We start from the raw sequence: 21,236 nt of genomic DNA on the forward strand, positions 1-21,236 counted from the left end.
ATGGTGCGCAAGCACCAGACCCGGAATCTCGAGATTCTCAGCTGCGCAAGGGCGCAGCGTAGTTCGATGCTTTCGCATCGCCCCGGAATCCCGACAATGGAGCGTCTATCGCCACCTTCTGTGCAGCCATAGCCATTGCTCGGGATGCTCGCGCACCCAGCTTTCCACCACGCTGGTGATCGCCTGCATCGTCCCCTGGACGTCGATCTTGCCGTCGGCATCGCGGACCGGCTGGACTTCTTCCGTCAGCTCGCCGCGGAAGCGGCCGCCGGGCAGGCGGATGATGCGGACGCCGTGGATCGGGCATTCGACCTGGCGGAGCAGGCGCGCCAGCATCGGGTTGGCGCGGGTCTTGCGGCCGAAGAAGGTGACCTCGACGCCGCCGGTCAGGTACTGGTCGATCAGCATGCCGACGTGCTTGCCGTCCTTCAGCGCCTGCGCGAGCCGCAGCGGCGCATCGCGGCCGGCCGGGATCAGCGTGCCCATGTTGACCTGGCGCATCTCCTGGATGATGCGGTCGGCGGAGGCGATGTTGGGCCGGCGGTAGAGGATCGCAGCGTCAAGCCCGTGCGCGACGGCGGCGAGCGCCGGCAATTCCCAATTGGCGAGATGGGCGGCAAAGATCAGCGCCGGCTTGCCGTCGTCGCGGATCTGGTCGAACAGCTCGATGCTGCGGTTCGGGATTTCCATCCGGCTCCTTTCCGGATGCTCGCGGTCGTAGTCCCAGACGTGGTCGATATGGGCGAACTCGGCGCCGACGCGGCCGAGATTGTCCCACACGCCCGTCAGGATGTTTTCGATCTCTTCGGGCGACTTCTCCGGAAAGGCCGCGGTGAGATTGGCGCGGCCGATGCGGTGCTCGCGCAGGCGCGGCCCGATCGTCTTCACGACGCGTGCGAAGAAGTCCGAGGTCTTGACCGGATCGAAATAGCGCGTGGTGCGCAGCATGCCGACCGTGGCGGCGCCGATCAGGCTACCGCCGATCGACTTGGCAGCCGCCTGCGCGCGGGCCTTCGTGCTCGCAGTCAGCAGCGCCATGCGTCCGGTCAGGCCGGTTCGCGGGTCAGGATCAGCGAGGCGTTCTGGCCGCCGAAGCCGAACGAGTTCGACATCACCGCGGTGACGCGGGCATCGCGCGCCTTGTTGCCGACGACGTCGAACAGGATCGTGGGATCCGGGGTCTCGTAGTTGATCGTCGGCGGGATGCGCTGGTGCTCGAGCGTCAGCAGCGAGAAGATCGCCTCCACCGCGCCTGCCGCGGAGATGGTGTGGCCGACCATCGACTTGTTGGAGGTGACCGGAATCTTCTGCGCGAGCTCGCCGAACACGGCCGATGTCGTGTTGAACTCCATCTTGTCGTTCTCGGGCGTCGCGGTGCCGTGCGCGTTGATGTGGTCGATCTGGTCCGGCGTCATGCCGGCATCGGCCAGCGTCTTGTTCATGCAGCCGATGATCGGCTTGCCATCAGGAGACGAGCGGGTGCGATGGAAGGAATCGGTCAGCTCGCCGCAGCCGGCGATCACGCCGAGAATTTTTGCGCCGCGCGCGGTGGCGGCTTCGTAGCTCTCCAGCACCAGCGCGCCGGCGCCCTCGGCCATGACAAAACCGTCGCGGTTCTTGGAGAAGGGGCGGGAGGCCGCCTGCGGCGGATCGTTCTGGGTCGACAGCGCCGAGAGCAGCGAGAAGCGCACCAGCGCCTCAGGATTCACGGTGCCGTCGGTCGCAACGCACAGCGCCGCATCCGTCTCGCCGCGGCGGATCGCCTCGACCCCGAGCTGGATCGAGGTGGCTCCGGAGGCGCACGCCGTCGACAGCGAGATCGGCGATCCCTTGGTGCCGAAGGTCTCGGCGAGATAGGCAGCAACCGAGCCGAACATGAAACGATGATGATAGGCGCTGTACTTGCCGCCGCCGGAAATGCGGAGCAGATCGTCGTAGCTGATGTCTTGCCGGCCGACGGCGCGACCGAGCTCGCGACGCTGCGGCCATTCGACCTCCACCGGCGCAACCGCAAGGAAAAGCGGACCCGGGAAATCGGCCTTGGCGCCGATGCCGGCCTGCTCCAGTGCTTCCTGCGTTACGAGCTCGGCCATCCGCTCGGACAGGGCGGTGGAGGAGAAAGGATCGGCGCTGACGAAATCGACGGTGCCGGCCATCGTGGTCTTGAGGCCGTCGATCGGAAAGCGCGTGATGGTGCGGATGCCGGATTCGCCGGCGACGAGCTTCGCCCAATTGTCGGCCTTGCCGGCACCGAGCGAGGTCATGATGCCCATGCCGGTGACGACGACGACGGGACGCCCGAGTTTGTCGCGTGGTGCAGTCATGTCGATCCCCGCTTGAGCTGATTAAACCGCCTCGACCAGCGCCATGCCTTCGCCGCGCCAGTGTCCGGCTCCCACCACCACGATCTGGGTGGGTGCGCCGTGCATTTCAATCTCGGTCCCCGTGGAATCATTCGGCGGGAACAGCGCGCCGCGCGAGATCGACAGTGCGGCGAGGGCAATGCCGAGCGGAAATTGCGTTTCCATGGCGTGGCCGAACACCGTTCCGGTCGAGCGCACCGGGAAGTCGGCATGACCCTTCAGGAAGTCGCGCTCCTCTGACGTCGCAGGCTCCGCGCCGGTCGCCCCCGTGATGATCGCGCCCTTGCCCTCGCGTTTCGGCAGCTTGGCCCAGAGCTTCTCCAGCGTCGCGGCAATGTCGCCCGGCTGCTTGCGGCGGGCGAGATCGGCGACGACGCTCGACAGCTTCGCATAGGGCTTTGCGCCGCGCGCTTCGGCGTGGGCCTTGGATTCCAGCACCAGGAACGCGCCGGCCGAGCCGAGCGCGAAGCCGGCGTGGTCCTTGCGGGCCCACACCGGAGCGAACTTGTCCTTCAGGTTGAAGTCGCCGAATTCGTAGAGGACGAGCAGGTCCTTGCGTTCGCCATTGTGCGAGCCGCCGACCAGCGCGATGTCGCTCTCGCCCGAGGCGATGCGCGCCAGCGCGATGCGGGCGGCGTCGGCGCCGGCGACCTCTTCGCCCATGAAGGTGCGCGAGGTGCCTCCTAAGCCGTGCACGATGGCGATGTTGCCGGCGAGCAGGTTGGAGAGCTGGGCCAGGAACAGCGTCGGCCTGAGATCGCTCATCAGCCGCTCGTTGAGGAAGCCCGGCGCGTTGGCGCCCTTGGCCTCGGCGGTGAGAATGCCGCTGTCGACGTTGAGGTCGCGCTCGCCGCCGCCGGCGGCCACGACCATGTCGATCTTCGACAGAATGTCCTTGTTGCCCTTGATGCCGGCGGAATCGAGCGCAAGACCGGCGGCATAGGTGCCGATGCGCTGCCAGGCTTCCATCTGGCGCTGGTCGCCCTTCTTCGGGATCTGGCTGTCGAAGGACACCGGCATCAAGGGATGCACGATGTAGGGCGCAAAGCCCTTCTCGTCGACATTGATGCGCTTCTCCTGAAGCGCGGCCCAGTGGGCGTCCAGGCCCTCGCCGAGCGAGGTGGCAAGGCCAATGCCGGTGATCCAGACTTCCGTCTGGCCGGGCTTCGAAGCGGTGTCAGTCATGGCGATACGGCCTGTTGCGGAAAGCCGACGCGCTCGGCGACTTTCGCCATGTATCCGCGCATGTCCGCATTGGGGAAGGGGATCAGCGTGAAGGTGAGCGAGGAGTTCGCGCGCAGCTTGCCGTCGACCCTAATCCTGGCTTCGGTCATGGCATAGCCCGAACCCTCGTGGGTGAGGCTCGCCTCGATGCTCATGAGATCGCCGGGGAACACCGAGCCGCGGACCTTGCCTTCCCTCACGGCGGCCAGGATCGGCATGCGCTCGAATCTGAACACGCCGAGTTGAAGCCAGCCCGAGGCCTGCGCCATCGATTCGATCAGGAGCACGCCGGGCATCAAGGGATAGCCCGGGAAGTGCCCCTCGAAGATGGTGCTCTCCTTCGGAACCTGGGCTTCGACGACGATCTTCTTCTCGTCGACGTTGAGGTCGACGATGCGATCGATCATGTGGAAGTATTCGAGTTGCATGACCGCCCGATTAGGCGCTCGCGCCCTTGGCGGCAACCAGCTCGTCGATGCGCGCGCACAGATTCTTCAGCACGAAATATTGTTCGGTGGTCGCCTTGCCGTCGTTGACCTCCTGGGTCCACTTTTCCAGCGGCAGCTTGATGCCGAACTGCTTGTCGATCGCGAAGGCGATATCGAGGAAATCGAGGCTGTCGATGCCGAGGTCATCGATGGCATGGCTATCCGGCGTGATCGTGTCGCGCGGGATGTCGCAGGTTTCAGCGATGATCGTGGCGACCTGATCGAATGTGGAAGACATCACTAAGCCTTTGATATATTGCGGATATTTTTCAGATATTCCAGAGTGGCGCGATGGGAGGGCATCGCGCCCCTGATGACGCCCTCAAACCCCCCTCTGGCCGGGTCGAAAGCCCGTATATCGGAGCGCCGCCCTGAGTTCAATGGAGCCGGGCGGGCCAAGGGGGACGGCTGCGACAGGGCTGGGGACGCCGGCGGCACCGCCGCCGGCCGGGGGCCTAGATATGCGGTGTCGTGATCTTGACGCAGTCGCGGCGGCCCATCAGCACGCAATCCTGGGTCCGGCGCAGGTCGGCGATGCTCACTGCGAGCCAGATCCCGATCGCGGTCAGCGCGATGGTGAAGGCGAGCGCGGCAATGTTGGCGAGCATGCGGCGGCGGAAATCGTCGGGCTCGGCGCGGGGCCGCTCGTACCGCGACAGGTCGAGCGGCTGGGGCGTGACCCGCAGCGGCTGCACAGTGCCATTGCCCCGGTGGACGGCCGGGTTGGACGAGGTGCGCGGCCTGAACTGGAGCACCCGGTGCTCGTCATCCGAGCTTATGGGCCGCTGGGTTTTCATGGTGCGGGGATCACTCCGAAGCAGCGATTTTTAGATAGCACACGTGATGAAAGCGTTGCAGAAAATCTTCTCAACGCAAACGTGCATTGCGCCATTGCACTATCTTTCATGAACGCACCCGGCGCCCGCCGTCCAGCTGCCGACAGGACGTCCGGGTTGCGTTGCAACAAGCGTAGCGACGGGCGCGTTGCGCGCTCCCGTGAACATCGTCTTGTGATCTTGACGTCCGCCTCGAACGCATTTTGCCGCTGCAGAGCCCATGGTAATCAGGGGAACCGGACCCACCGGCTGCATCCATGCGAGGGGCTTTCGACCATGACCACGACCAACGCGCGCGAACCGAGAGTGCATCCGGTGCCGATCCTGTCGCTTCGGCCGACGCAGATGACGGTCGGCATGCGCGAGGTCAAGGAGAAGCGCAAGCGCTGGCGCGAGCACGGCAAGAAGAAGCAGTCCGATCTGCTCGGCACCCATATGATCCCCGTCGTGCACGGACCTGACGAACGCTATTACGTGATCGACCATCATCATCTCGGCCGCGCACTGCACGACGAGGGCATCAAGGAGGTGCTGGTGACCGTGGTCGGCGATCTGCGCATGGTCGAGCGCGAGGCGTTCTGGGGCGTGATGGACAACAAGCGCTGGGTCTACCCCTACGACGCCAAGGGCGAGCGGCGGTCGTTCCGCGATCTGCCGAAATCGGTCGCCGATCTCAAGGACGATCCCTTTCGCAGCCTTGCCGGCGAGCTGCGCCGCATGGGCGGCTTTGCCAAGGACACCACGCCGTTCTCCGAATTTCTGTGGGCGGACTTCCTGCGCCGAAGGCTGTCGCGCAAGGCGGTGGATGCCGACTTCGACAAGGCGCTGGAGAAGGCCCTGGCCGCAGCCAAGAGCAAGGATGCGGTCTATCTGCCCGGCTGGTGCGGGCCGGCAGACGATGATTGAGCCCAACCGCTCACGTCGGTCGCGCTGGAAGATCTCGGCTCCGGGATAGGCGCGCCGCGCGTAGGTGACGACCAGCGCGCGGTCCTGGGTTGCAGGAACGGTGTTCGGATCCGGCACGATCCGACGATGAGGGGCCCATAGCTGTCGTGGCGGCCTTGCGATTCGCGATCGTGATCACAGCGGCAAAATTCCCGATTCCGCTCACGCCCGCTGCAAAATGACGGCGACACTTGTCGGTCGGTTACGGCATGCGGCCCGATAAGCCGGCTCTCATCACACCCTGTTGAGTGAAGTCATTTTCCGCGGCGACGAAACCGTCCTGAAACAGAGCCGTCCCAACTATCCCGGTATCGAGCTCACACAGGAGGCAGAAATGCGCCGTTTGTTTTTCGCAATCGCGTTGCTCGCCGTCGCCTCAGCAGGAATCTCGGCTTCATTCGCCGCCGTCCATCACGCCAGGACACTGACATTTGCCGAGCGCTTTGCCCCCGCACTCGAGTTGATGGGGAAGCAATAGCCGCCTGGCGCCCGCGGACGTACCGCGAAGCGGTGTGATCACTTCGGATGTTGCGTCTCGGCGGAACAGAGTAGCCGTTCGAGTTCCGCGGCGGCTTCACCATCGCGCGCCTTTTGCAGCAGCGAGTGGCGCTCTGCACCGGGCGGCAGCTTGCTTGCGGCGGCGCGGGCGTCCTGGGTGAAATTGTTCAGGCGCTCCTGCAGCGAGAGGGCCGGTCGCGTTCGGTTGCGTTTCTTGGTCATGAGATGCCCTTTCCGCTGCAAAGACAACCATGGCCGCGCGAGCGCTGTCCTTAACTTTTGTTGGCAACCGACCGCGGGCGTTCCGTAGAACCGCACCGAGATCGGCTCACGCTGCTCGATGAGCGGAAATTATTGGAACTGGCGGATTTCGACGGCCGTTAGTTGCACCAGCCGCCAACGCTTTGAGGCGCCCGATGCCGCGATTGCATTTCGACATCCACGAGAACGGCCGGGTGTTTCCCGACGAGGACGGGCAGGATTTTGCGAACGAGAACGACGCTCGCAAGGAGGCGCTCATGACCGGCGCCTCCATCGCCCGCGATGCCTTCGTCTTGGGCAGCGCGCGGCACGTCGTCGTCGACGTTCGCGAGGCGGGTGCGCCGTTCCTGAAGGTGTCGATCATGCTCGATGTCGAGGAAATTCAGGCGTGAGCCGTCGAAGCGTGGCGGTGCGAACCTGCGGCAGAGCGCGTATGCGATCTTGACGTATCGCAAAGAGAGGCTGTCGGCGGTGGGTAAGGTCTGCTTGCATGACTGCCGAACCAGCGTTGCGCTCCCGCGTAGGCAAATGGACTCCGGATCATGCCGACCTGGAGACGCCATCATGAGTTTGATCCTTCGCATTCTGTTCGTTCTCGCCGGAGCCATCACCGCGCTCTTCGTCGCGCGGGACGCGCTGAACTTCACCATCATCCAGACCTTCGTCGCCATCCTGCTCGTGACCGCCGTCCTGCTCGCGGGAAGTCTCTGGAGCCTGCGGCGGAAGACGTGAGCGGCAAGGCGAGTGCGCGTCCGGCCGGACTGAGCGAGACCGAGGCCGAGGCGCGGCTGAAAGAGGACGGGGCCAACGAGTTGCCCCGGCCCGAACGGCGCAGCCCCTTGCGCATCGTCGCGGAAGTGCTGCGCGAGCCGATGCTGCTGCTGCTGCTTTGCGGCGGGCTGATCTATCTCGTGCTCGGCGATCTCAAGGAAGCGCTGATCCTCCTGGTCTTCGGTGCGATGTCCATCGTGATCACGGTGGTGCAGGAGAGCCGGACCGAGCGCGTGCTGGACGCCCTGCGCGACCTGACCAGCCCGCGTGCGCTCGTGGTGCGGGACGGCGCGCGCCGGCGAATCCCGGGCCGCGAGGTCGTGCGCGGCGATCTCCTCGTCCTCGGCGAGGGCGATCGGGTTCCCGCGGATGCCGCGCTCGTGGAGGCCCACGATCTGCAGATCGACGAGTCCCTGCTGACCGGCGAGTCCGTGCCCGTCCGCAAGCAGGCGGCGGACCGGATCGCAACAGCCGGTCACCGTCCGGGCGGCGAGGATCAGCCCTTCGTCTATTCCGGCTCGCTCGTCGTGCGCGGCGAGGGGCTGGCGCTGGTCGAGGCGACCGGCCCGCGCAGCGAGATCGGGAAGATCGGATTGTCGCTGCGCGGCCTGCAGGCCGAGCCGCCCCGGCTGCAGCAACAGACCGCGAGGCTGGTGCGGCTCTGCTTCCTCGGCGGCGCAATGGTCAGCCTCGCCGCCGTCGCGCTCTACGGTTTCCTGCGCGGGGATTGGCTGCAGGCGCTGCTTGCAGGCATCGCCATCGGCATGTCGATGCTTCCGGAGGAATTCGGCGTCGTACTCACGGTCTTCATGGCGATGGGCGCGTGGCGGATCTCGCAAGCCCGCGTGCTGACAAGGCGTGCCGCCGCCATCGAGGTCCTGGGGTCTGCGACCATCCTGTGCACCGACAAGACCGGAACACTGACGCAGAACCAGATGTCTGTCGCGGAATTGCGGCTGCTCGACGGGGCGCGGATGCGTCCCGCGGCTGGAGAGGATCGCGCCAGGCCGGAATTTGTCGAGCTGGCGCGCTGCGGCGCCATGGCGAGCTCGCCGGAACCGTTCGATCCGATGGAGAAGGCGCTGCACCTTTTCGCGCATGACGCCTTGCAGAACGGCGATGCCGTGGATGGCGAGCGGACGCTGCTGCGCACCTACGGCCTGCGCCCAGAGCTGCTCGCCATGACCCACGTCTGGTGGATAGCAGGCCGGGCGGATCTCGTCGCGTGCGCCAAAGGTGCGCCCGAGGCGGTCGCGCGCCTGTGCAGGCTGAACCATGCCGACCAGGAGCTGGTAGGAGATGCCGCCAGCGCGATGGCAAAGGACGGGCTTCGAGTGCTGGGCGTGGCCGCCGCGGTCTGCGATGACAGCTTGCTCCCGCAGTCACAGCAGGCGTTCGCGTTTCGATTTGTCGGCCTGGTCGGGCTTGCCGATCCGTTGCGGCCCCACGTCCCGGAGGCGGTTCGCGAATGCCGTGCGGCCGGAATTCGCGTCGTCATGATCACCGGCGATTATCCGGCAACGGCCGTTGCCATTGCGAACCAGGCCGGCCTCGACGTCCAGGATGTCATGACCGGGGATCAGGTCAGGCTGGCCGATGATCCTGAGCTTGCACAGCGCGTCAGGCATGTGAGCGTGTTCGCGCGGGTCCTGCCGGAACAGAAGCTGCGCATCGTCCAGGCGATGAAGGCCAATGGCGAGATCGTGGCGATGACCGGCGACGGCGTCAACGACGCGCCATCGCTCAAGGCCGCCCACATCGGCATCGCCATGGGCGGGCGTGGGACCGACGTCGCACGGGAGGCATCATCGATCGTGCTGCTCGACGACGATTTCGGCTCGATCGTCTCGGCCATTCGTCTGGGACGCCGCATCTATGACAATCTGCGCAAGGCGATGGCCTTCATCTTCGCCGTGCATGTCCCGATCGCGGGGCTTGCGCTGTTGCCGCTGGTGTTCGGGCTGCCGCTGATCTTCAGTCCGGTGCACATTGCGTTTCTGGAGCTGATCATCGACCCCGTGTGCTCGCTGGTGTTCGAGGCCGAGCGTGACGAGCGCGATGCCATGACGCGCCCGCCGAGGCGCGCGGACGCCGAGCTGTTCTCCTTGGCCCTGGTCGGCTGGAGCGTTCTTCAGGGCGCGCTCGCCTTCGCGCTGACGGCGGCCATATTCCTCGGCGCGCTGCGCTCCGGCGTTGTCGCCGACGAGGCGCGGGCGCTCGCCTTCGTGACGCTCGTGGTCTGCTTCGTTGCGCTGGTCCTGGTCAACCGGTCCTTCAGCGCCTCGTTCGTGTCGGCTTTCTTCCGGCCCAATCCCGCGCTGGCCTGGATCTTCGCAGCGGTCGCCGCCGTTCTCGCCGCCGCGCTGCTCTGGCCGCCGGCCTCCAGCCTGTTCCGCTTTGGTCCGTTGCATGCCGATGATCTGTTGATCACGCTTGGTGCGGGACTGCTGCTGCTGACGGTGCTCGAAGCGCTGAAGCCGCTGTGGACGCGGCGGCTCCGGTTCTAAAGCATGATCCGGAATAGTGCGAAGCGGTTTTCCGAAAAGATCATGCGTAAACAACAACCTAGAGCTCGATGACGATTCATCCAAATCTCCTCGCGCTTTAGGACACATCGGGAGAGCCCGGCCTCTGCGGCGCATCGGTTTCGCGCGTCTCTTGCTTGCCACCGAGCAGCCGGTGCAGCCAGTGCTCGGTGCGGTTGCCGACGGTGAGGATCAGGAAGGCCAGCGTCAGCGCCGTGCCGACGATCGGCCACTGGCCGACGCCGCAGGCGATGCCGAGGCAGGCGGCGAGGAAGGTGCAGGCGGCGCTGGTGAGGCCGCGGACGCGAAACCTGTCGCTGTCGTGGACGATGACGCCGGCGCCGAGGAAGCCGATGCCGGTGAGGATGCCCTGGATGACGCGGCTGGCCGCATCGGTGATCCTGCCGGTCTCGGCGGACTGCACGGCCAGCAGCACCACGGTCGCGGTCGAGAGCCCGACGATCCCGAGCGTCTTCAGCCCGATCGGCTTGCCGTGCAGGTCGCGATTGAGGCCGATGGCGCAGCCTGCGAGCGTGGCGACGCCGAGGCGCAGCAGGATCTCGGGCCAGTCCAGCACGGTCATTTTTTCGGCAGGCGTCCCATCAGATAGAACTCCTCGTTCGGCCGCATGCCCGTGAAATTCGCCAGGCGGTTGGACAGCGCGAAGAAGGCGGAGATCGCGGCAATGTCCCAGATGTCGTCGTCGCTGAAGCCGTGCGGCTCTAGCGCGGCGAAATCCTCGTCGCAGACGCGCTGCGCATCGGCGGAGACCTTCATCGCGAAATCGAGCATCGCCTTCTGGCGCGGCGTGATGTCGGCCTTGCGGTAATTCACCGCGACCTGGTCGGCGATCAGCGGATTCTTGGCGCGGATGCGCAGGATCGCGCCATGCGCGATCACGCAATACTGGCACTGGTTGGCGGCCGAGGTCGCCACCACGATCATCTCGCGTTCGGCCTTTGTCAGGCCGCCTTCCTTTTCCATCAGCGCGTCGTGATAGGCGAAGAAGGCGCGGAACTCGTCGGGGCGGTAGGCCAAAGTGAGGAACACGTTCGGCACGAAGCCGCTCTTTTCCTGCACGGCGAGGAGACGGGTGCGGATGTCCTCGGGAAGCGTATCGAGGGCGGGAGCGGGGAAGCGTTGCGCGGCGGTTTTTGTCATGTGCATGGATTCCGGCTGGGGGCCGGCAACCATAGTCGATGCGGTCGGTGAGCTCAACGTGCAGGCCGTTCTGGCCGTGACGAATGTGCGAGTTATGACCGACGCTCCATCCGCCGTCATTGCGAGCGCAGCGAAGCAATCCAGAATCCCTCCGCGGAAAGACTCTGGATTGCTTCGCTGCGCTCGCGATGACGGGGTGGAGAAAGCGTTGGCTTACCGCAGCGGCTTCTTCAGCAGGGAGAAGCGATCGGGATCGAGTCCCATCGAGGGCTGCAGCATCGGGGTGTCGAGGCTGGACATCGTCTTCGTGGGCGGGGCCGAGAACACCGGATCGTTCGGCACGTCGCGCTGCGAGGTGGCGCCGCGCCAGCGCTCCAGCACGGCGCCGACGAAATGCATGTCGTGGCCGGATGTGAGAGAAGGAACGCTGCTGATCGTGGCCTCGCCGCGCGGCAATTGGTGCGGCGGCACTTCCTTGAAGCGCAGACGCGTCGGCAGTGCGACGCCTTCGCCGAACGCCAGCACCTCGCGGGTGCCGAGCGAGGGCACGAAGGACAGCAGGTTCGCGGCGGCATCCGACACCGCCGCGCGCAGCAGCGCCTGGTCGCGGTCGTTGGCAAGACGCATCGTGAACAGCGTGTTGCACTGGGAGATGATGGTGGCGTCGAGCTCTGCGGGGCGTTGCGTGATGAGGCCGAGATAGACGCCGTATTTGCGGCCTTCCTTGGCGATGCGCGACACCGCCTTGCGGGTCGGTCCGAAGCCGACATTGCGGTCGGCGGACGCGTAGCGATGCGCTTCCTCGCAGACGAACAGCAGCGGCGAGACGCCGTCGCTCCAGAGGCCGAAGTCGAAGGCCATGCGGCAGAGCACCGACACGACGGAATCGATGACCTCGGCCGGGAAGCCGGCGAGCTGCATCACCGTCATCGGCTTGCCGTTGGCGGGCAGGCGGAACAGATGGCTGATCACCTCGGCCATGGTGTCGCCGCCGACGTTGGCGTTGTCGAACATGAAGGCGTAGCGCGGGTCGTTACGCACGGCGTCGATGCGCGAGATCAGCTTGTGATAGATGATGCGCGAGGAGCGGTTCTCCAGCTTGCCCATGCGCTCGTCGATCAGCGAGACCAGGTCGACCAGGCGGTACGGCACCGGCGTGTCGACGGTGTAGCCGACCTGCTTGGGATCGATGCGCTTCAGACCGATGCGGTCGGCGTTCTGGTACTGGGTGTAGACGCCCTTGGCTATCGGGATCACCTCGGCGAGGATGTCGAGCTCCTCCGGCACGCCGGGGCGGCCCGCGAACAGCACGTCGACGATTTCCTCGAAGTTGAACAGCCAGAACGGCAGCTTCAGATTCCGCGGGTTCAGCACCAGCGCGCGGTCGCCGAAGCAGCGTCCATATTCGTTGTGGACGTCGAGCAGGAAGATGCGCAGGTTCGGCCGCGCCTTCAGTATCTCGTTGAGCAGCAGCGAGACGCCGGTGGACTTGCCGACGCCGGTCGAGCCCAGCACGGCGAAATGCTTGGACAGCATTTCCTCGACGTCGACATAGGCGACGACGGAGCGGTCCTGCTGGAGGAAGCCGACATTGATCTGGTCCGATCCGTTCGGCGCGTAGATCGTGCGCAGCTCCTGGCTCGTGATCAGTTCGACCGCGTCGCCGATGGTGGGATAATTGGTGACGCCGCGCTGGAATTTGGCCTTGTCGGCGGCGTTGAGGATCTCGCCGAGCAGGTCGACCGAGGCGATCGCGATGTAATTGTCCGAGCTCGACAGATTCTCGCAGGAGACCTCGGTGATCATCGCGACGATGACCGAGCTGGCGCAGCGAATGCTGACGAAGCGGCCGACGGTAGCCCGAACCTCCGAGATCGGCATCTGGCTGGTCGCCAGAAGCCCGACGCGGGCGAGCGACCCACGTACCGAAATCACGCGTCCAAAGGATGTCACGATGAATGAATCCGGCAAGAGCGAGGAATTTGTTCCAGACTATGCGCGGCCGTGGCTGGACAAACGGTTAAACGGCGGATGCGCCGGCTCCGTTAAATCCGCGGTAATTCGGTCTGAAGCCCTGTTGCAAATGCATCTTCATGGACGAAATCGCCGAGAAAACGCGGCAATTCCCGGCCGTTGGAGGCGAGGCGGCCTTTAAGGAAGATTTTACCATTCGGGCAGGCTGCCGTCCTGTAGCGAGACATGCGCCGGGCGCCATTCGCACAGAGGGTATTGTTTGATTTGTTGACGGGACCTAATCATTTGTACATTAGTACAAATGATTCGTCACCTTGGCGCCGCGCGGAAACCGTGTCCCGCGTCTCAATCGCGCCGTCGGTCAGGCGGAACGCAGCCACGCCTTACTGGACAAGCCTTGGAGGAAATCATGCAGCCGGAACCGATCCTCGATCTCGCCCATCTCGGCCACTTGGAACTGCTGACGCCGAAGCCGGACCAGAGCCTGAAGTTCTTCGTCGACGTGATGGGGATGACCGTCAGCGGGCAGAAGGGCGAGTCGGTCTATCTGCGCGGATGGGACGATTACGAGCGCTATTCGCTCAAGCTCACGGCGTCGAAGACGTCAGGCATGGAGCACATGGCGCTGCGCGCGCGCAGCCCGCAGGCGCTGGAGCGCCGCGTCGCGGCGCTGAAAGGATCCGGCTTCGACATCGGCTGGATCGACGGCGACATGGGGCAGGGGCCGACCTTCCGCTGCCGCGACCCCGACGGCCACATCGTCGAGCTCTACTACGAGACCGAATGGTATCAGGCGCCGCCGGAGCTGAAGCCCGCGCTGAAGAACCAGGCGCAACGCTTTCCCGCTCGCGGCGTCAATGTCCGCCGCCTCGATCACCTCAACTGTCTTGCCGTCGACATCAAGGCCAACCGCGAGTTCTTCGAAAACTATCTCGGCTGCCGGCTCACCGAGCAGATCGTTCTCAACGACGGCCGCGAGGCGGCGATGTGGCTGACGATGTCGAACAAGAGCTACGACTTCGCCTATTCGCTCGATCATTCCGGCACGCCCGGCCGCTTCCACCACGTCACCTACGCGCTCGACAGCCGCGAGGAGATCCTTCGCGCCGCCGATATTTTCCTCGAGAACGGCGTCCATATCGAGACCGGCCCGCACAAGCACGCGATCCAGCAGACCTTCTTCCTCTATGTCTACGAGCCCGGCGGCAACCGCGTCGAGGTCGCCAATGCCGGCGCGCGCCTCATCCTCGCGCCCGACTGGAAGCCGATCGTGTGGACCGAAGAGGAGCGCAAGAAGGGCCAGGCCTGGGGATTGAAGACGATCGAGTCCTTCCACACCCACGGCACGCCGCCGGTGGAAAATAAGCACGGGTGAGCTTTAGCATGTGAGCTTGGTGGAGTCCGAGCAAGCGCCTCGTCCTTCGAGACGACCGCTTCGCGGTCTCCTCAGGATGAGGCCAAGCGGTAGCTTTGCCTATCCAACTGCTGCCACGCACTCCGTCCTCGTCCTGAGGGCCCGCCGCAGGCGGGCGTCTCGAAGGATGGCCGCAGGCGAGCTTCCAGACATGTCTTCTTAGTCTTGTCTTAGTGGGTAGACGCCCGCACGCGTGCGATCGTCTCGCGCACGCCGGTCCAGGCCGGCTTGTCGGGTGCGAACTGTTGGCGCAGGAACGTGACGAGCTCCTCGACCTGTGCGTCGCTCATGCTGTTCCGGAAGGCCGGCATGTAGCCGAGGTCGCTCGAGGCGGGCTCGGCAATGCCGTGCAGGATCACCTGCACGAGATTGTCCGACGTCGGGCTGTGCAGATTGCTGTTGAGCGCGAGCGAGGGACGGCTGCCGAACAGCGGCAGGCCGCCGACCTCATGGCACACGGCGCAGGCGCCTTGATAGAGGCGCGCGCTCGTGGAGGAGGCGACGGTGACCTGCGTCGCCCGTTCCAGCCGTGCCGCAAGCGCGTCCGGCGTCTCGGCCGCGGCGTCGTTGAACGAGTTGAGATAGACCGCCATCGCACGGATGTCCTGGTCCGGCAGGGCTTTGAGATCCCTGACAACAGGTGCCATTGGGCCGGCCGCGACGCCGTGATGGCGTGAATGGCCGGTGCGCAAATAGGCGTATAGCTCGTCCTCGTTCCATGGAATCGGCGCGTGCGAGAGCGAGGTCAGTGGCGGCGCTTCCCAGCCCTCGGCAAAACCGCCGGCGAGATAGGAGTTGCGCTGCTCGGCGCCGAGTGCGTTGCGCGGTGAATGGCAGCCGCTGCAATGGCCGAGACCCTCGACGAGATAGGCGCCGCGATTCCACGCCTCGGATTTTGTCGGATCGGGCTTGAATTCGCTCGCCCCGTGGAACAGCGCATTCCAGCCCGCGAGCAGCGGGCGGAGGTTGAACGGGAAGGCGAGCGAGTTGGCGGGCGCTGACGCGCGCACCGCGGGCTGGGTCATCAGATACGCGTAGAGCGCCTGCATGTCGGCATCGCTGGTCTTCGCGAAATGCGTGTAGGGGAAGGCGGGATAGAGCTGCCGTCCGTCGCGGTGCAAGCCATCGCGCATGGCGCGCTCGAAGGCGGGATAGGACCAGGCACCGATGCCGGTCTCGACGTCGGGCGTGATGTTGGTTGAATAGATCGTGCCGAACGGCGTCGCAAGTGCCCGTCCGCCGGCATTGGACACGCCGCCAATGTTGGTGTGGCACTCCGCGCAATTGCCGAGCGCGGCAAGCTGCTCTCCGCGCGCGATCGTCGCTGCGGAATAGACCGATGCATCGGGCCGCGCGATCGGCGCAATGGCGCGCGCGGGCAGAAGCGCGGCGGCGATACCGATTGCGGCGGTACATAAGGCGGCGATCGTTGTGAAAATGCCGACACGTTTGGCGAACGGATTCTCCCAGATGCGCGACGGTGGTGGCGTGGCGGGAGCACGGAGCGCCTGCGGCGCAGGCGACGCTTCGCCGTGCAATCCCCTGAGGATGCGCTCCGGCGTAAATGGCGGTTCGCGGAAGCGCACGCCGGTGGCATCGAAGATCGCATTGGCGATCGCCGCGGCACTCGGCACGGACGCGGACTCGCCGACGCCGAGTGGCGGCTGGTCCGGCCGCGGTAGCATCAAGACGTCGATCTTGGGCACGTCGGGGAAGGGGATGATCGGATAGGCGCCCCATTCGCGCGCCGCCACCGCACCGCGCTCGAACGAGACCTCTTCCGTCAGCGCGCGGCTGGTGGACTGGATGACGTTGCCGTGGATCTGGTGGCGCACGCCGTCCGGATTGATCATCAATCCGGAATCCTGCCCGGCGACGACGCGCGTGACGCTGACATCGCCCGTCGTCTTGTTCACCGCGACGTCGGCGATCCAGGCCGACCACGCCGCGCCGTAGCCGGGAAACTTGCTATGGACGTAGAGCGCATAGGCAAAGCCGCGGCCGTGCACGACCTCGCCATCCTTCTCCTCGCGAACCGGTCGCGGCGTCCAGCCCGCGCGTTCGGCCACTGCATTGACGAGATCGACCGCGCGCGGGTCTTTCAGATAGCGCAGGCGATATGCGATCGGATCGACGCCGGCCTCGGTCGCGGCCTCGTCGATATAGGATTCATGGGCAAAGGTGTTCGGCAGCGCCGAGACGCCGCGAAACCATGAGGCGCGCACGATCGGCGCCATGTCGTGGGCGATGACGCGCATGTGGTCGTAATCGTAAGGCGGGATCGCGGTGCGGTCGCCCATCTGGAGCACGGCGGGATCGGGCGCGATGCGGCCGGTCAGCAGCAGCGCGAGCGTCGGTGCGGCGTTCGAGGGATAGCGCGTGGCGAGATCGTAGGCAGCGATGCCGCCGTCGGCATCGAGCCCACCATTGACGTCGATCAGCTGCGCGGTGCCCTTGGGCTCCCAGGCATGCTCCTGCTCGCGCGTCAGCTGCACGCGCACGGGCCGGCCGACCGCGCGCGAGAGCAGCAATGCGTCGGCTGTGACGTCGTCGGCGCAATTGCGGCCATAGCAGCCCGCCGCCTCCAAGCGGATCACCTCGATCTCGTTCTCGGGGCGCTCGATCAGCAGCGCCAGATCGCTGCGCAGCACATGCGGGTTCTGCGTGCCCGACCAGACGCGGATATTGCCGTCCTGAAAATCGGCAACGGCGCAGGACGGGCCGATCGAGGCGTGCATCTGATATGGCCAGACGTAAGTGCGCTGCATCGGCTTGGCCGCGCCGGCAATGGCAGCATCGACGTTGCCCTTGTCGATCAGCGTGCGCGGTGTCGAGGGATTGGCGCGCAGCGCGGTCTCGACGTCGGCTAAATCGGTGAGGGCGGGCGTCGGCTTCCAGCTCAGCTTGAGCTGTTCGGCGGCGCGAATCGCATTCTCCTCGCGCTCGGCAACGACACCGACGAAATCGCCGATGTGCACGACGGCGACGATGCCGGGAATGTCGCGCACCGAGGATCCATCGACCGCGATCAGGCTGGTGCCGACGAACGGGCCGGCATCGACGCCGGCATAGGGCGGGCGTACCACGCGGCCGTGCAGCATACCGGGCAGGCGGACATCGTGGACGAAGGTCAATTCGCCCGTTGCCTTGGCCGGCAGGTCGACCCGCGGTACGGATTGGCCGACGATCGCGTAATCGCCAACAGGCTTCACGATGACGTCGTCTTCGAGCTCGAGCCGGATCTCCTCGCCGCCGATCAGCTCGCCGTAGCTGACGCTGCGATTGCGTCCGCGCACGAGGCCGTCCTCGATCTCGAGGTCGGCGGCCGGCAGTTCCAGCCGCTCGGCCGCGCGTGCGACCAGGAAGTGCCGCGCCTGCGCTGCGGCCTTGCGCAGGGGAACCGCGGTGATTTGGATGGTCTCGCTGGCGATCGTCGCGCCCTGGTTCGGCACCACGGCCGTGTCGCCGAGCACGACCACGACGCGCGTAAAGGAGACGTCGAGCTCCTCGGCGACGATCTGGCCCAGCGCGGTGCGGATGCCGGTGCCGAGATCGACATGGCCGTTATAGGCGGTGACCGAGCCGTCCGCGGTGATGCGGACGAAGGTCTCGGATGTGATCTCGTCCACGCTGCGGGCGACGACGAGCGAACCCGATGGCCGCTCTGCTCCGTTCGAAACAGGGGAGGCCATCAATCTGCGGCCTCGGTGAGCTGGTCCGATGCGCGCATCACGGCGCGCAGGATCTCGACATGCGTGCCGCAGCGGCAGAGATTATAGCGCAGCGCCGCCAGCGCCTCCTGCTCGGTCGGACGCGGGTTGATCGCGAGCAGCGCCTTGGTGGTCATGATCATGCCGTTGAGGCAGTAGCCGCATTGTGCGGCCTGCTCGTCGATGAAGGCCTGCTGCACGACATCAGGCTTGTCGCTGGTGCCGAGGCCTTCGAGCGTCACGATGTCGCGCCCGGCGCAGCCGCCGACCGGAATCACGCAGGAGCGCGCAGCTTGGCCGTCGATCAGGACAGTACAGGTGCCGCATTCGCCGAGACCGCAACCATACTTCGGGCCGTTGAGTGCGAGATCGTTGCGCAGCACATAGAGCAGCGGCGTCTGGCGCTCTGCAGTGACCTCGTGGATCCTGCCGTTCACGGTGAGGCGGATCGGTGTTTGCGTCATCCCTGGTCCCAAGCCCGCAAAAATTCGACGTCGCGACGATACCGTTTGTACACAAACGTGCAAGCCGTGCATGCCGCACTGCAGCGCGAATGCCTTCTTTGTGGACAGAGCCGATAGGCAAATGAGGTTTTATGCGGCAGCGGCATCTTTTGCGCTGCACCGCCGCTTGACAGCCCCGGGGCACCGCGCGCAACATCGTTCGTATACGAATGATAACGACGTCTCCGCTGGCTTTTCGACATGGTGATGGAAACAACGAGCGCTGCCACCGACAAGATCCGCTGCGATGCCTGTCCGGTGATGTGCTACATCAAGCCGGGCGCGGCGGGCGCCTGCGACCGCTATGCCAACCACCAGGGCAAGCTGGTTCGCGTCGATCCTCATGTGATCCTGGAGCGCACCGTCTCGCATGGCGGCAAGCTCGTTCCGTTCAGCCGCACGGAAGACTGGGACGGCAAGATCGTCCATGAGCCCTCGACCTTCGTCACCGCGATCGGCGCGGGCACCACCTATCCCGACTACAAGCCGGCGCCGTTCATCGTCTCCGCGGAGGTCGACGGCGTCGACATGGTGACCGTGGTCACCGAGGGCATCTTCTCCTATTGCGGCATCAAGGTGAAGATCGACACCGACCGCTATCTCGGACCCGAGACCGCGACCGTGCGCGCGCAGGGCGAGGCGGTCGGCCATGTCACCACCAGCGAATACGGCTCGCAGATGCTGTCGCTCGGCGGCGTGCATCATCTGACCGGCGGCTCCAAGAAGGAGGGCCGTGTCACCTGCGACACGCTGATGGATCTCGCCAATTGCAAGGCGGTGGAGCTGACCATCGACGGCGGCGCGACCGTAATGGTGCAGGCCGGCCAGCCGCCGATCGTCAACGGCGTGAAAGAAGAGCGCATGCGCGTCGGCTGCGGCTCGGCGACGATCGGCATGTTCGCCAAGCAATGGCACGGCAAGGTGGATGAGGTCGTCGTGGTCGACGACCACATCACCGGCGTGCTTTCGGAGCATCAGGCAGGAAAACTGCTCGACATCGCCGATACCGGCATCAAGATGAAGGGCCGCCGCTCGACACCCGGCCGCTACTTCCAGGTGGCGGATCCCGGCACGGGCTGGGGCGGCACCAACATTTCCGATCCGCTCTCGATCCTGGGGCCCTTCGACAAGAAGGAGGCGAAGGCGGGGTTGACCATGCTGATGGTGTCCACGACCGGCGAGCATTCGTCCTATTACGTGCTCGACGAGGCCTTGAATCCGGTCGAGACCGAGATGCCTGCCGACCTCAAATTCTCCGTCGAGCGCATCAAGGAGAATTGCGAGCCGGCGCTGTGCACCGTGCTGTTCATGGCCGGAGCCGGAGGCTCGCTGCGTGCCGGCGTCACGGACAATCCGGTGCGGCTGACGCGTTCGGTGAAGGACGCGCTGACGCGCGTCACCAGCGGCGGTGCGCCGGTCTATGTCTGGCCGGGTGGCGGCATCACCTACATGGTCGACGTGACGCAGATGCCGGCTGGCGCGTTCGGCTATGTACCCACGCCCGCGCTGGTTGCGCCGATCGAGTTCACGATGAAGCTGACGGACTATGCCGCGCTGGGCGGACACATGGACTACGTCAAGCCGCTCTCCGAGGTGCAGAACGGCGACGATGTCCGTCAGCTGCCCTGGCAGAACCCGATCCCGGGACCTCGGGCATGACAAGGCTCCCGCAAATCGCATTGCTGGCTGATGGTCGGCGGCTGCATTTGCAGGATGGGCCGATTGATCTGATCGTCGAGGCGAGGGGGCGCGCGGACGCCGTGCGTGCGGCCTATGAGGCTGCGGCGCAGCGTTTCACGGGGCTGCTCGACGAGCTCTGTGCGGAACTACCGGGACTGCGCGCGGCGGCCGAGGAGAAGACCTCGCTGAAGGGCGTTGTCGCGCGCCGCATGCACGCCGCTGTCGCGCCCTATGCCTCCGGTTGCTTCGTTACGCCGATGGCTGCCGTAGCCGGTAGCGTGGCGGAGGAGATTCTGGGCGCAATGCTTGGCGCCGCGGAGTTCGACCAGGCCTATGTCAACAATGGCGGCGATATCGCGCTGCATCTCGGCAAGGGCGAGCATTTTTCGGTGGGCCTGATGGACCGGCCGGATCGTGGCGGCGTGATGCGGAGGGTGAGGGTCGACGCGGATGATCCGGTGCGCGGGATCGCGACCAGTGGACGGCATGGCCGCAGCTTTTCGCTCGGCATTGCCGACGCTGTGACGGTGCTTGCGGTGAAAGCGTCGCAGGCCGATGCGGCCGCCACTGTCATCGCCAATGCCGTCGATCTGCCCGGACATCCCGCCATCATCCGCAAGCCCGCGAGCGAGCTTCAGCCCGACAGCGATCTCGGCGCGCGTCTCGTCACCCGCCATGTCGGCGAATTGTCTCACAATGAGATCGCAGCCGCGCTGGAATCTGGCGCGGAATGTGCACGGCGATTGTTCGATCGCGGACTGATCGAGGGGGCTGTGCTCAGGCTTTGTGGTGATATGCTTGTGATCGGAACCAAGGATATAGAAGAGCAACGACCGCGACCGCTCGTGCTGGAGAACGCGGTCGATGGTTGAACAGGGAAGCG

At 65.5% G+C, this 21,236-nt stretch carries 20 protein-coding genes; 8 read left to right on the forward strand and 12 right to left on the reverse strand.

The window, feature by feature from the left end; translation table 11 throughout:
* Nucleotides 1-105: 105 nt before the first annotated feature.
* From ACNJYB_RS16315 to ACNJYB_RS16340, 6 genes are all read right to left on the reverse strand, one after another.
* Nucleotides 106-1,038, reverse strand: a complete 933-nt coding sequence (locus ACNJYB_RS16315) for a lipid A biosynthesis lauroyl acyltransferase (RefSeq protein ID WP_439374869.1) — start codon at nt 1,036-1,038, stop codon at nt 106-108.
* Nucleotides 1,039-1,046: 8 nt separating this feature from the next.
* Complete coding sequence (locus ACNJYB_RS16320) at nt 1,047-2,324, reverse strand: beta-ketoacyl-ACP synthase (RefSeq protein ID WP_439374870.1); 1,278 nt, start codon at nt 2,322-2,324, stop codon at nt 1,047-1,049.
* Between the two features lie 21 nt (nt 2,325-2,345).
* A complete protein-coding gene (locus ACNJYB_RS16325) occupies nt 2,346-3,548 on the reverse strand; it encodes a beta-ketoacyl-ACP synthase (protein WP_439374871.1) in 1,203 nt (400 codons plus the stop codon).
* Entirely contained in the window at nt 3,545-4,015 is a 471-nt protein-coding gene (locus tag ACNJYB_RS16330) for a 3-hydroxyacyl-ACP dehydratase FabZ family protein (RefSeq protein ID WP_439374872.1), read from the reverse strand. Before ACNJYB_RS16330 ends, ACNJYB_RS16325 begins: the two co-directional genes overlap by 4 nt.
* A gap of 10 nt (nt 4,016-4,025) precedes the next feature.
* Nucleotides 4,026-4,313 carry an acyl carrier protein gene (locus ACNJYB_RS16335; RefSeq protein WP_007592476.1) on the reverse strand — a complete coding sequence of 96 codons (288 nt, stop codon included), beginning with the start codon at nt 4,311-4,313 and terminating at the stop codon, nt 4,026-4,028.
* Between the two features lie 217 nt (nt 4,314-4,530).
* Complete coding sequence (locus tag ACNJYB_RS16340; protein ID WP_439374873.1) at nt 4,531-4,872, reverse strand: hypothetical protein; 342 nt, start codon at nt 4,870-4,872, stop codon at nt 4,531-4,533.
* 315 nt (nt 4,873-5,187) lie between these two features.
* Between ACNJYB_RS16340 and ACNJYB_RS16345 the strand changes: the two genes are divergently transcribed.
* Nucleotides 5,188-5,817, forward strand: a complete 630-nt coding sequence (locus ACNJYB_RS16345) for a ParB-like protein (RefSeq protein WP_439374874.1) — start codon at nt 5,188-5,190, stop codon at nt 5,815-5,817.
* A 283-nt stretch (nt 5,818-6,100) separates the two neighbouring features.
* Nucleotides 6,101-6,334 carry a hypothetical protein gene (locus ACNJYB_RS16350; RefSeq protein ID WP_439374875.1) on the forward strand — a complete coding sequence of 78 codons (234 nt, stop codon included), beginning with the start codon at nt 6,101-6,103 and terminating at the stop codon, nt 6,332-6,334.
* A gap of 38 nt (nt 6,335-6,372) precedes the next feature.
* On the opposite strand, the gene ACNJYB_RS16355 is transcribed toward ACNJYB_RS16350, so the two are convergent.
* Entirely contained in the window at nt 6,373-6,576 is a 204-nt protein-coding gene (locus ACNJYB_RS16355; RefSeq protein ID WP_439374876.1) for a hypothetical protein, read from the reverse strand.
* Nucleotides 6,577-6,770: 194 nt separating this feature from the next.
* On the opposite strand from ACNJYB_RS16355, the gene ACNJYB_RS16360 reads away from it, so the two are divergent.
* The 3 genes from ACNJYB_RS16360 (at nt 6,771) to ACNJYB_RS16370 (ending at nt 9,893) form a co-directional block, all read left to right on the forward strand.
* Nucleotides 6,771-7,007 (forward strand): DUF6894 family protein, encoded by a 237-nt coding sequence (locus ACNJYB_RS16360; RefSeq protein ID WP_439374877.1) that lies wholly within the window; start codon nt 6,771-6,773, stop codon nt 7,005-7,007.
* Between the two features lie 172 nt (nt 7,008-7,179).
* Nucleotides 7,180-7,347, forward strand: a complete 168-nt coding sequence (locus ACNJYB_RS16365; RefSeq protein WP_165405372.1) for a hypothetical protein — start codon at nt 7,180-7,182, stop codon at nt 7,345-7,347.
* Complete coding sequence (locus tag ACNJYB_RS16370; protein WP_439374878.1) at nt 7,344-9,893, forward strand: HAD-IC family P-type ATPase; 2,550 nt, start codon at nt 7,344-7,346, stop codon at nt 9,891-9,893. The genes ACNJYB_RS16365 and ACNJYB_RS16370 overlap by 4 nt, the downstream gene beginning before the upstream one ends.
* Nucleotides 9,894-9,990: 97 nt before the next feature.
* Here ACNJYB_RS16370 and ACNJYB_RS16375 read toward each other — a convergent pair whose 3' ends face one another.
* From ACNJYB_RS16375 to ACNJYB_RS16385, 3 genes are all read right to left on the reverse strand, one after another.
* Complete coding sequence (locus ACNJYB_RS16375; RefSeq protein ID WP_439374879.1) at nt 9,991-10,494, reverse strand: MgtC/SapB family protein; 504 nt, start codon at nt 10,492-10,494, stop codon at nt 9,991-9,993.
* Complete coding sequence (locus ACNJYB_RS16380) at nt 10,491-11,072, reverse strand: peroxidase-related enzyme (protein WP_439374880.1); 582 nt, start codon at nt 11,070-11,072, stop codon at nt 10,491-10,493. The genes ACNJYB_RS16375 and ACNJYB_RS16380 overlap by 4 nt, the downstream gene beginning before the upstream one ends.
* Before the next feature lie 213 nt (nt 11,073-11,285).
* A complete protein-coding gene (locus ACNJYB_RS16385) occupies nt 11,286-13,025 on the reverse strand; it encodes an ATP-binding protein (protein WP_439374881.1) in 1,740 nt (579 codons plus the stop codon).
* Between the two features lie 430 nt (nt 13,026-13,455).
* Between ACNJYB_RS16385 and ACNJYB_RS16390 the strand changes: the two genes are divergently transcribed.
* Nucleotides 13,456-14,421 (forward strand): catechol 2,3-dioxygenase, encoded by a 966-nt coding sequence (locus ACNJYB_RS16390; RefSeq protein ID WP_439374882.1) that lies wholly within the window; start codon nt 13,456-13,458, stop codon nt 14,419-14,421.
* 209 nt (nt 14,422-14,630) lie between these two features.
* Here the strand turns inward: ACNJYB_RS16390 and ACNJYB_RS16395 are convergent, their stop codons facing one another.
* Nucleotides 14,631-18,152: a molybdopterin cofactor-binding domain-containing protein gene (locus ACNJYB_RS16395; protein ID WP_439374883.1), complete on the reverse strand. Its 3,522-nt coding sequence runs from the start codon at nt 18,150-18,152 to the stop codon at nt 14,631-14,633.
* Entirely contained in the window at nt 18,152-18,634 is a 483-nt protein-coding gene (locus ACNJYB_RS16400; RefSeq protein WP_439374884.1) for a (2Fe-2S)-binding protein, read from the reverse strand. The genes ACNJYB_RS16395 and ACNJYB_RS16400 overlap by 1 nt, the downstream gene beginning before the upstream one ends.
* A 240-nt stretch (nt 18,635-18,874) precedes the next feature.
* On the opposite strand from ACNJYB_RS16400, the gene ACNJYB_RS16405 reads away from it, so the two are divergent.
* Together ACNJYB_RS16405 and ACNJYB_RS16410 are read left to right on the forward strand one after the other, a co-directional pair.
* Nucleotides 18,875-20,332 carry a 6-hydroxynicotinate reductase gene (locus ACNJYB_RS16405; protein ID WP_439374885.1) on the forward strand — a complete coding sequence of 486 codons (1,458 nt, stop codon included), beginning with the start codon at nt 18,875-18,877 and terminating at the stop codon, nt 20,330-20,332.
* Complete coding sequence (locus ACNJYB_RS16410) at nt 20,329-21,225, forward strand: UPF0280 family protein (RefSeq protein ID WP_439374886.1); 897 nt, start codon at nt 20,329-20,331, stop codon at nt 21,223-21,225. Before ACNJYB_RS16405 ends, ACNJYB_RS16410 begins: the two co-directional genes overlap by 4 nt.
* Nucleotides 21,226-21,236 lie beyond the last annotated feature (11 nt).

Source organism: Bradyrhizobium sp. SMVTL-02, from assembly GCF_051853005.1.
Lineage (GTDB): Bacteria > Pseudomonadota > Alphaproteobacteria > Rhizobiales > Xanthobacteraceae > Bradyrhizobium.

Coding starts and splice junctions, on each gene's coding strand:
- ACNJYB_RS16340 (WP_439374873.1), bottom strand. CDS start 4,872: ATGAAAACCCAGCGGCCCATAAGCTCGGATGACGAGCACCGGGTGCTC.
- ACNJYB_RS16360 (WP_439374877.1), top strand. CDS start 6,771: ATGCCGCGATTGCATTTCGACATCCACGAGAACGGCCGGGTGTTTCCC.
- ACNJYB_RS16345 (WP_439374874.1), top strand. CDS start 5,188: ATGACCACGACCAACGCGCGCGAACCGAGAGTGCATCCGGTGCCGATC.
- ACNJYB_RS16330 (WP_439374872.1), bottom strand. CDS start 4,015: ATGCAACTCGAATACTTCCACATGATCGATCGCATCGTCGACCTCAAC.
- ACNJYB_RS16390 (WP_439374882.1), top strand. CDS start 13,456: ATGCAGCCGGAACCGATCCTCGATCTCGCCCATCTCGGCCACTTGGAA.
- ACNJYB_RS16320 (WP_439374870.1), bottom strand. CDS start 2,324: ATGACTGCACCACGCGACAAACTCGGGCGTCCCGTCGTCGTCGTCACC.
- ACNJYB_RS16405 (WP_439374885.1), top strand. CDS start 18,875: ATGGTGATGGAAACAACGAGCGCTGCCACCGACAAGATCCGCTGCGAT.
- ACNJYB_RS16315 (WP_439374869.1), bottom strand. CDS start 1,038: ATGGCGCTGCTGACTGCGAGCACGAAGGCCCGCGCGCAGGCGGCTGCC.
- ACNJYB_RS16325 (WP_439374871.1), bottom strand. CDS start 3,548: ATGACTGACACCGCTTCGAAGCCCGGCCAGACGGAAGTCTGGATCACC.
- ACNJYB_RS16335 (WP_007592476.1), bottom strand. CDS start 4,313: ATGTCTTCCACATTCGATCAGGTCGCCACGATCATCGCTGAAACCTGC.
- ACNJYB_RS16410 (WP_439374886.1), top strand. CDS start 20,329: ATGACAAGGCTCCCGCAAATCGCATTGCTGGCTGATGGTCGGCGGCTG.
- ACNJYB_RS16380 (WP_439374880.1), bottom strand. CDS start 11,072: ATGACAAAAACCGCCGCGCAACGCTTCCCCGCTCCCGCCCTCGATACG.
- ACNJYB_RS16395 (WP_439374883.1), bottom strand. CDS start 18,152: ATGGCCTCCCCTGTTTCGAACGGAGCAGAGCGGCCATCGGGTTCGCTC.
- ACNJYB_RS16355 (WP_439374876.1), bottom strand. CDS start 6,576: ATGACCAAGAAACGCAACCGAACGCGACCGGCCCTCTCGCTGCAGGAG.
- ACNJYB_RS16375 (WP_439374879.1), bottom strand. CDS start 10,494: ATGACCGTGCTGGACTGGCCCGAGATCCTGCTGCGCCTCGGCGTCGCC.
- ACNJYB_RS16365 (WP_165405372.1), top strand. CDS start 7,180: ATGAGTTTGATCCTTCGCATTCTGTTCGTTCTCGCCGGAGCCATCACC.
- ACNJYB_RS16400 (WP_439374884.1), bottom strand. CDS start 18,634: ATGACGCAAACACCGATCCGCCTCACCGTGAACGGCAGGATCCACGAG.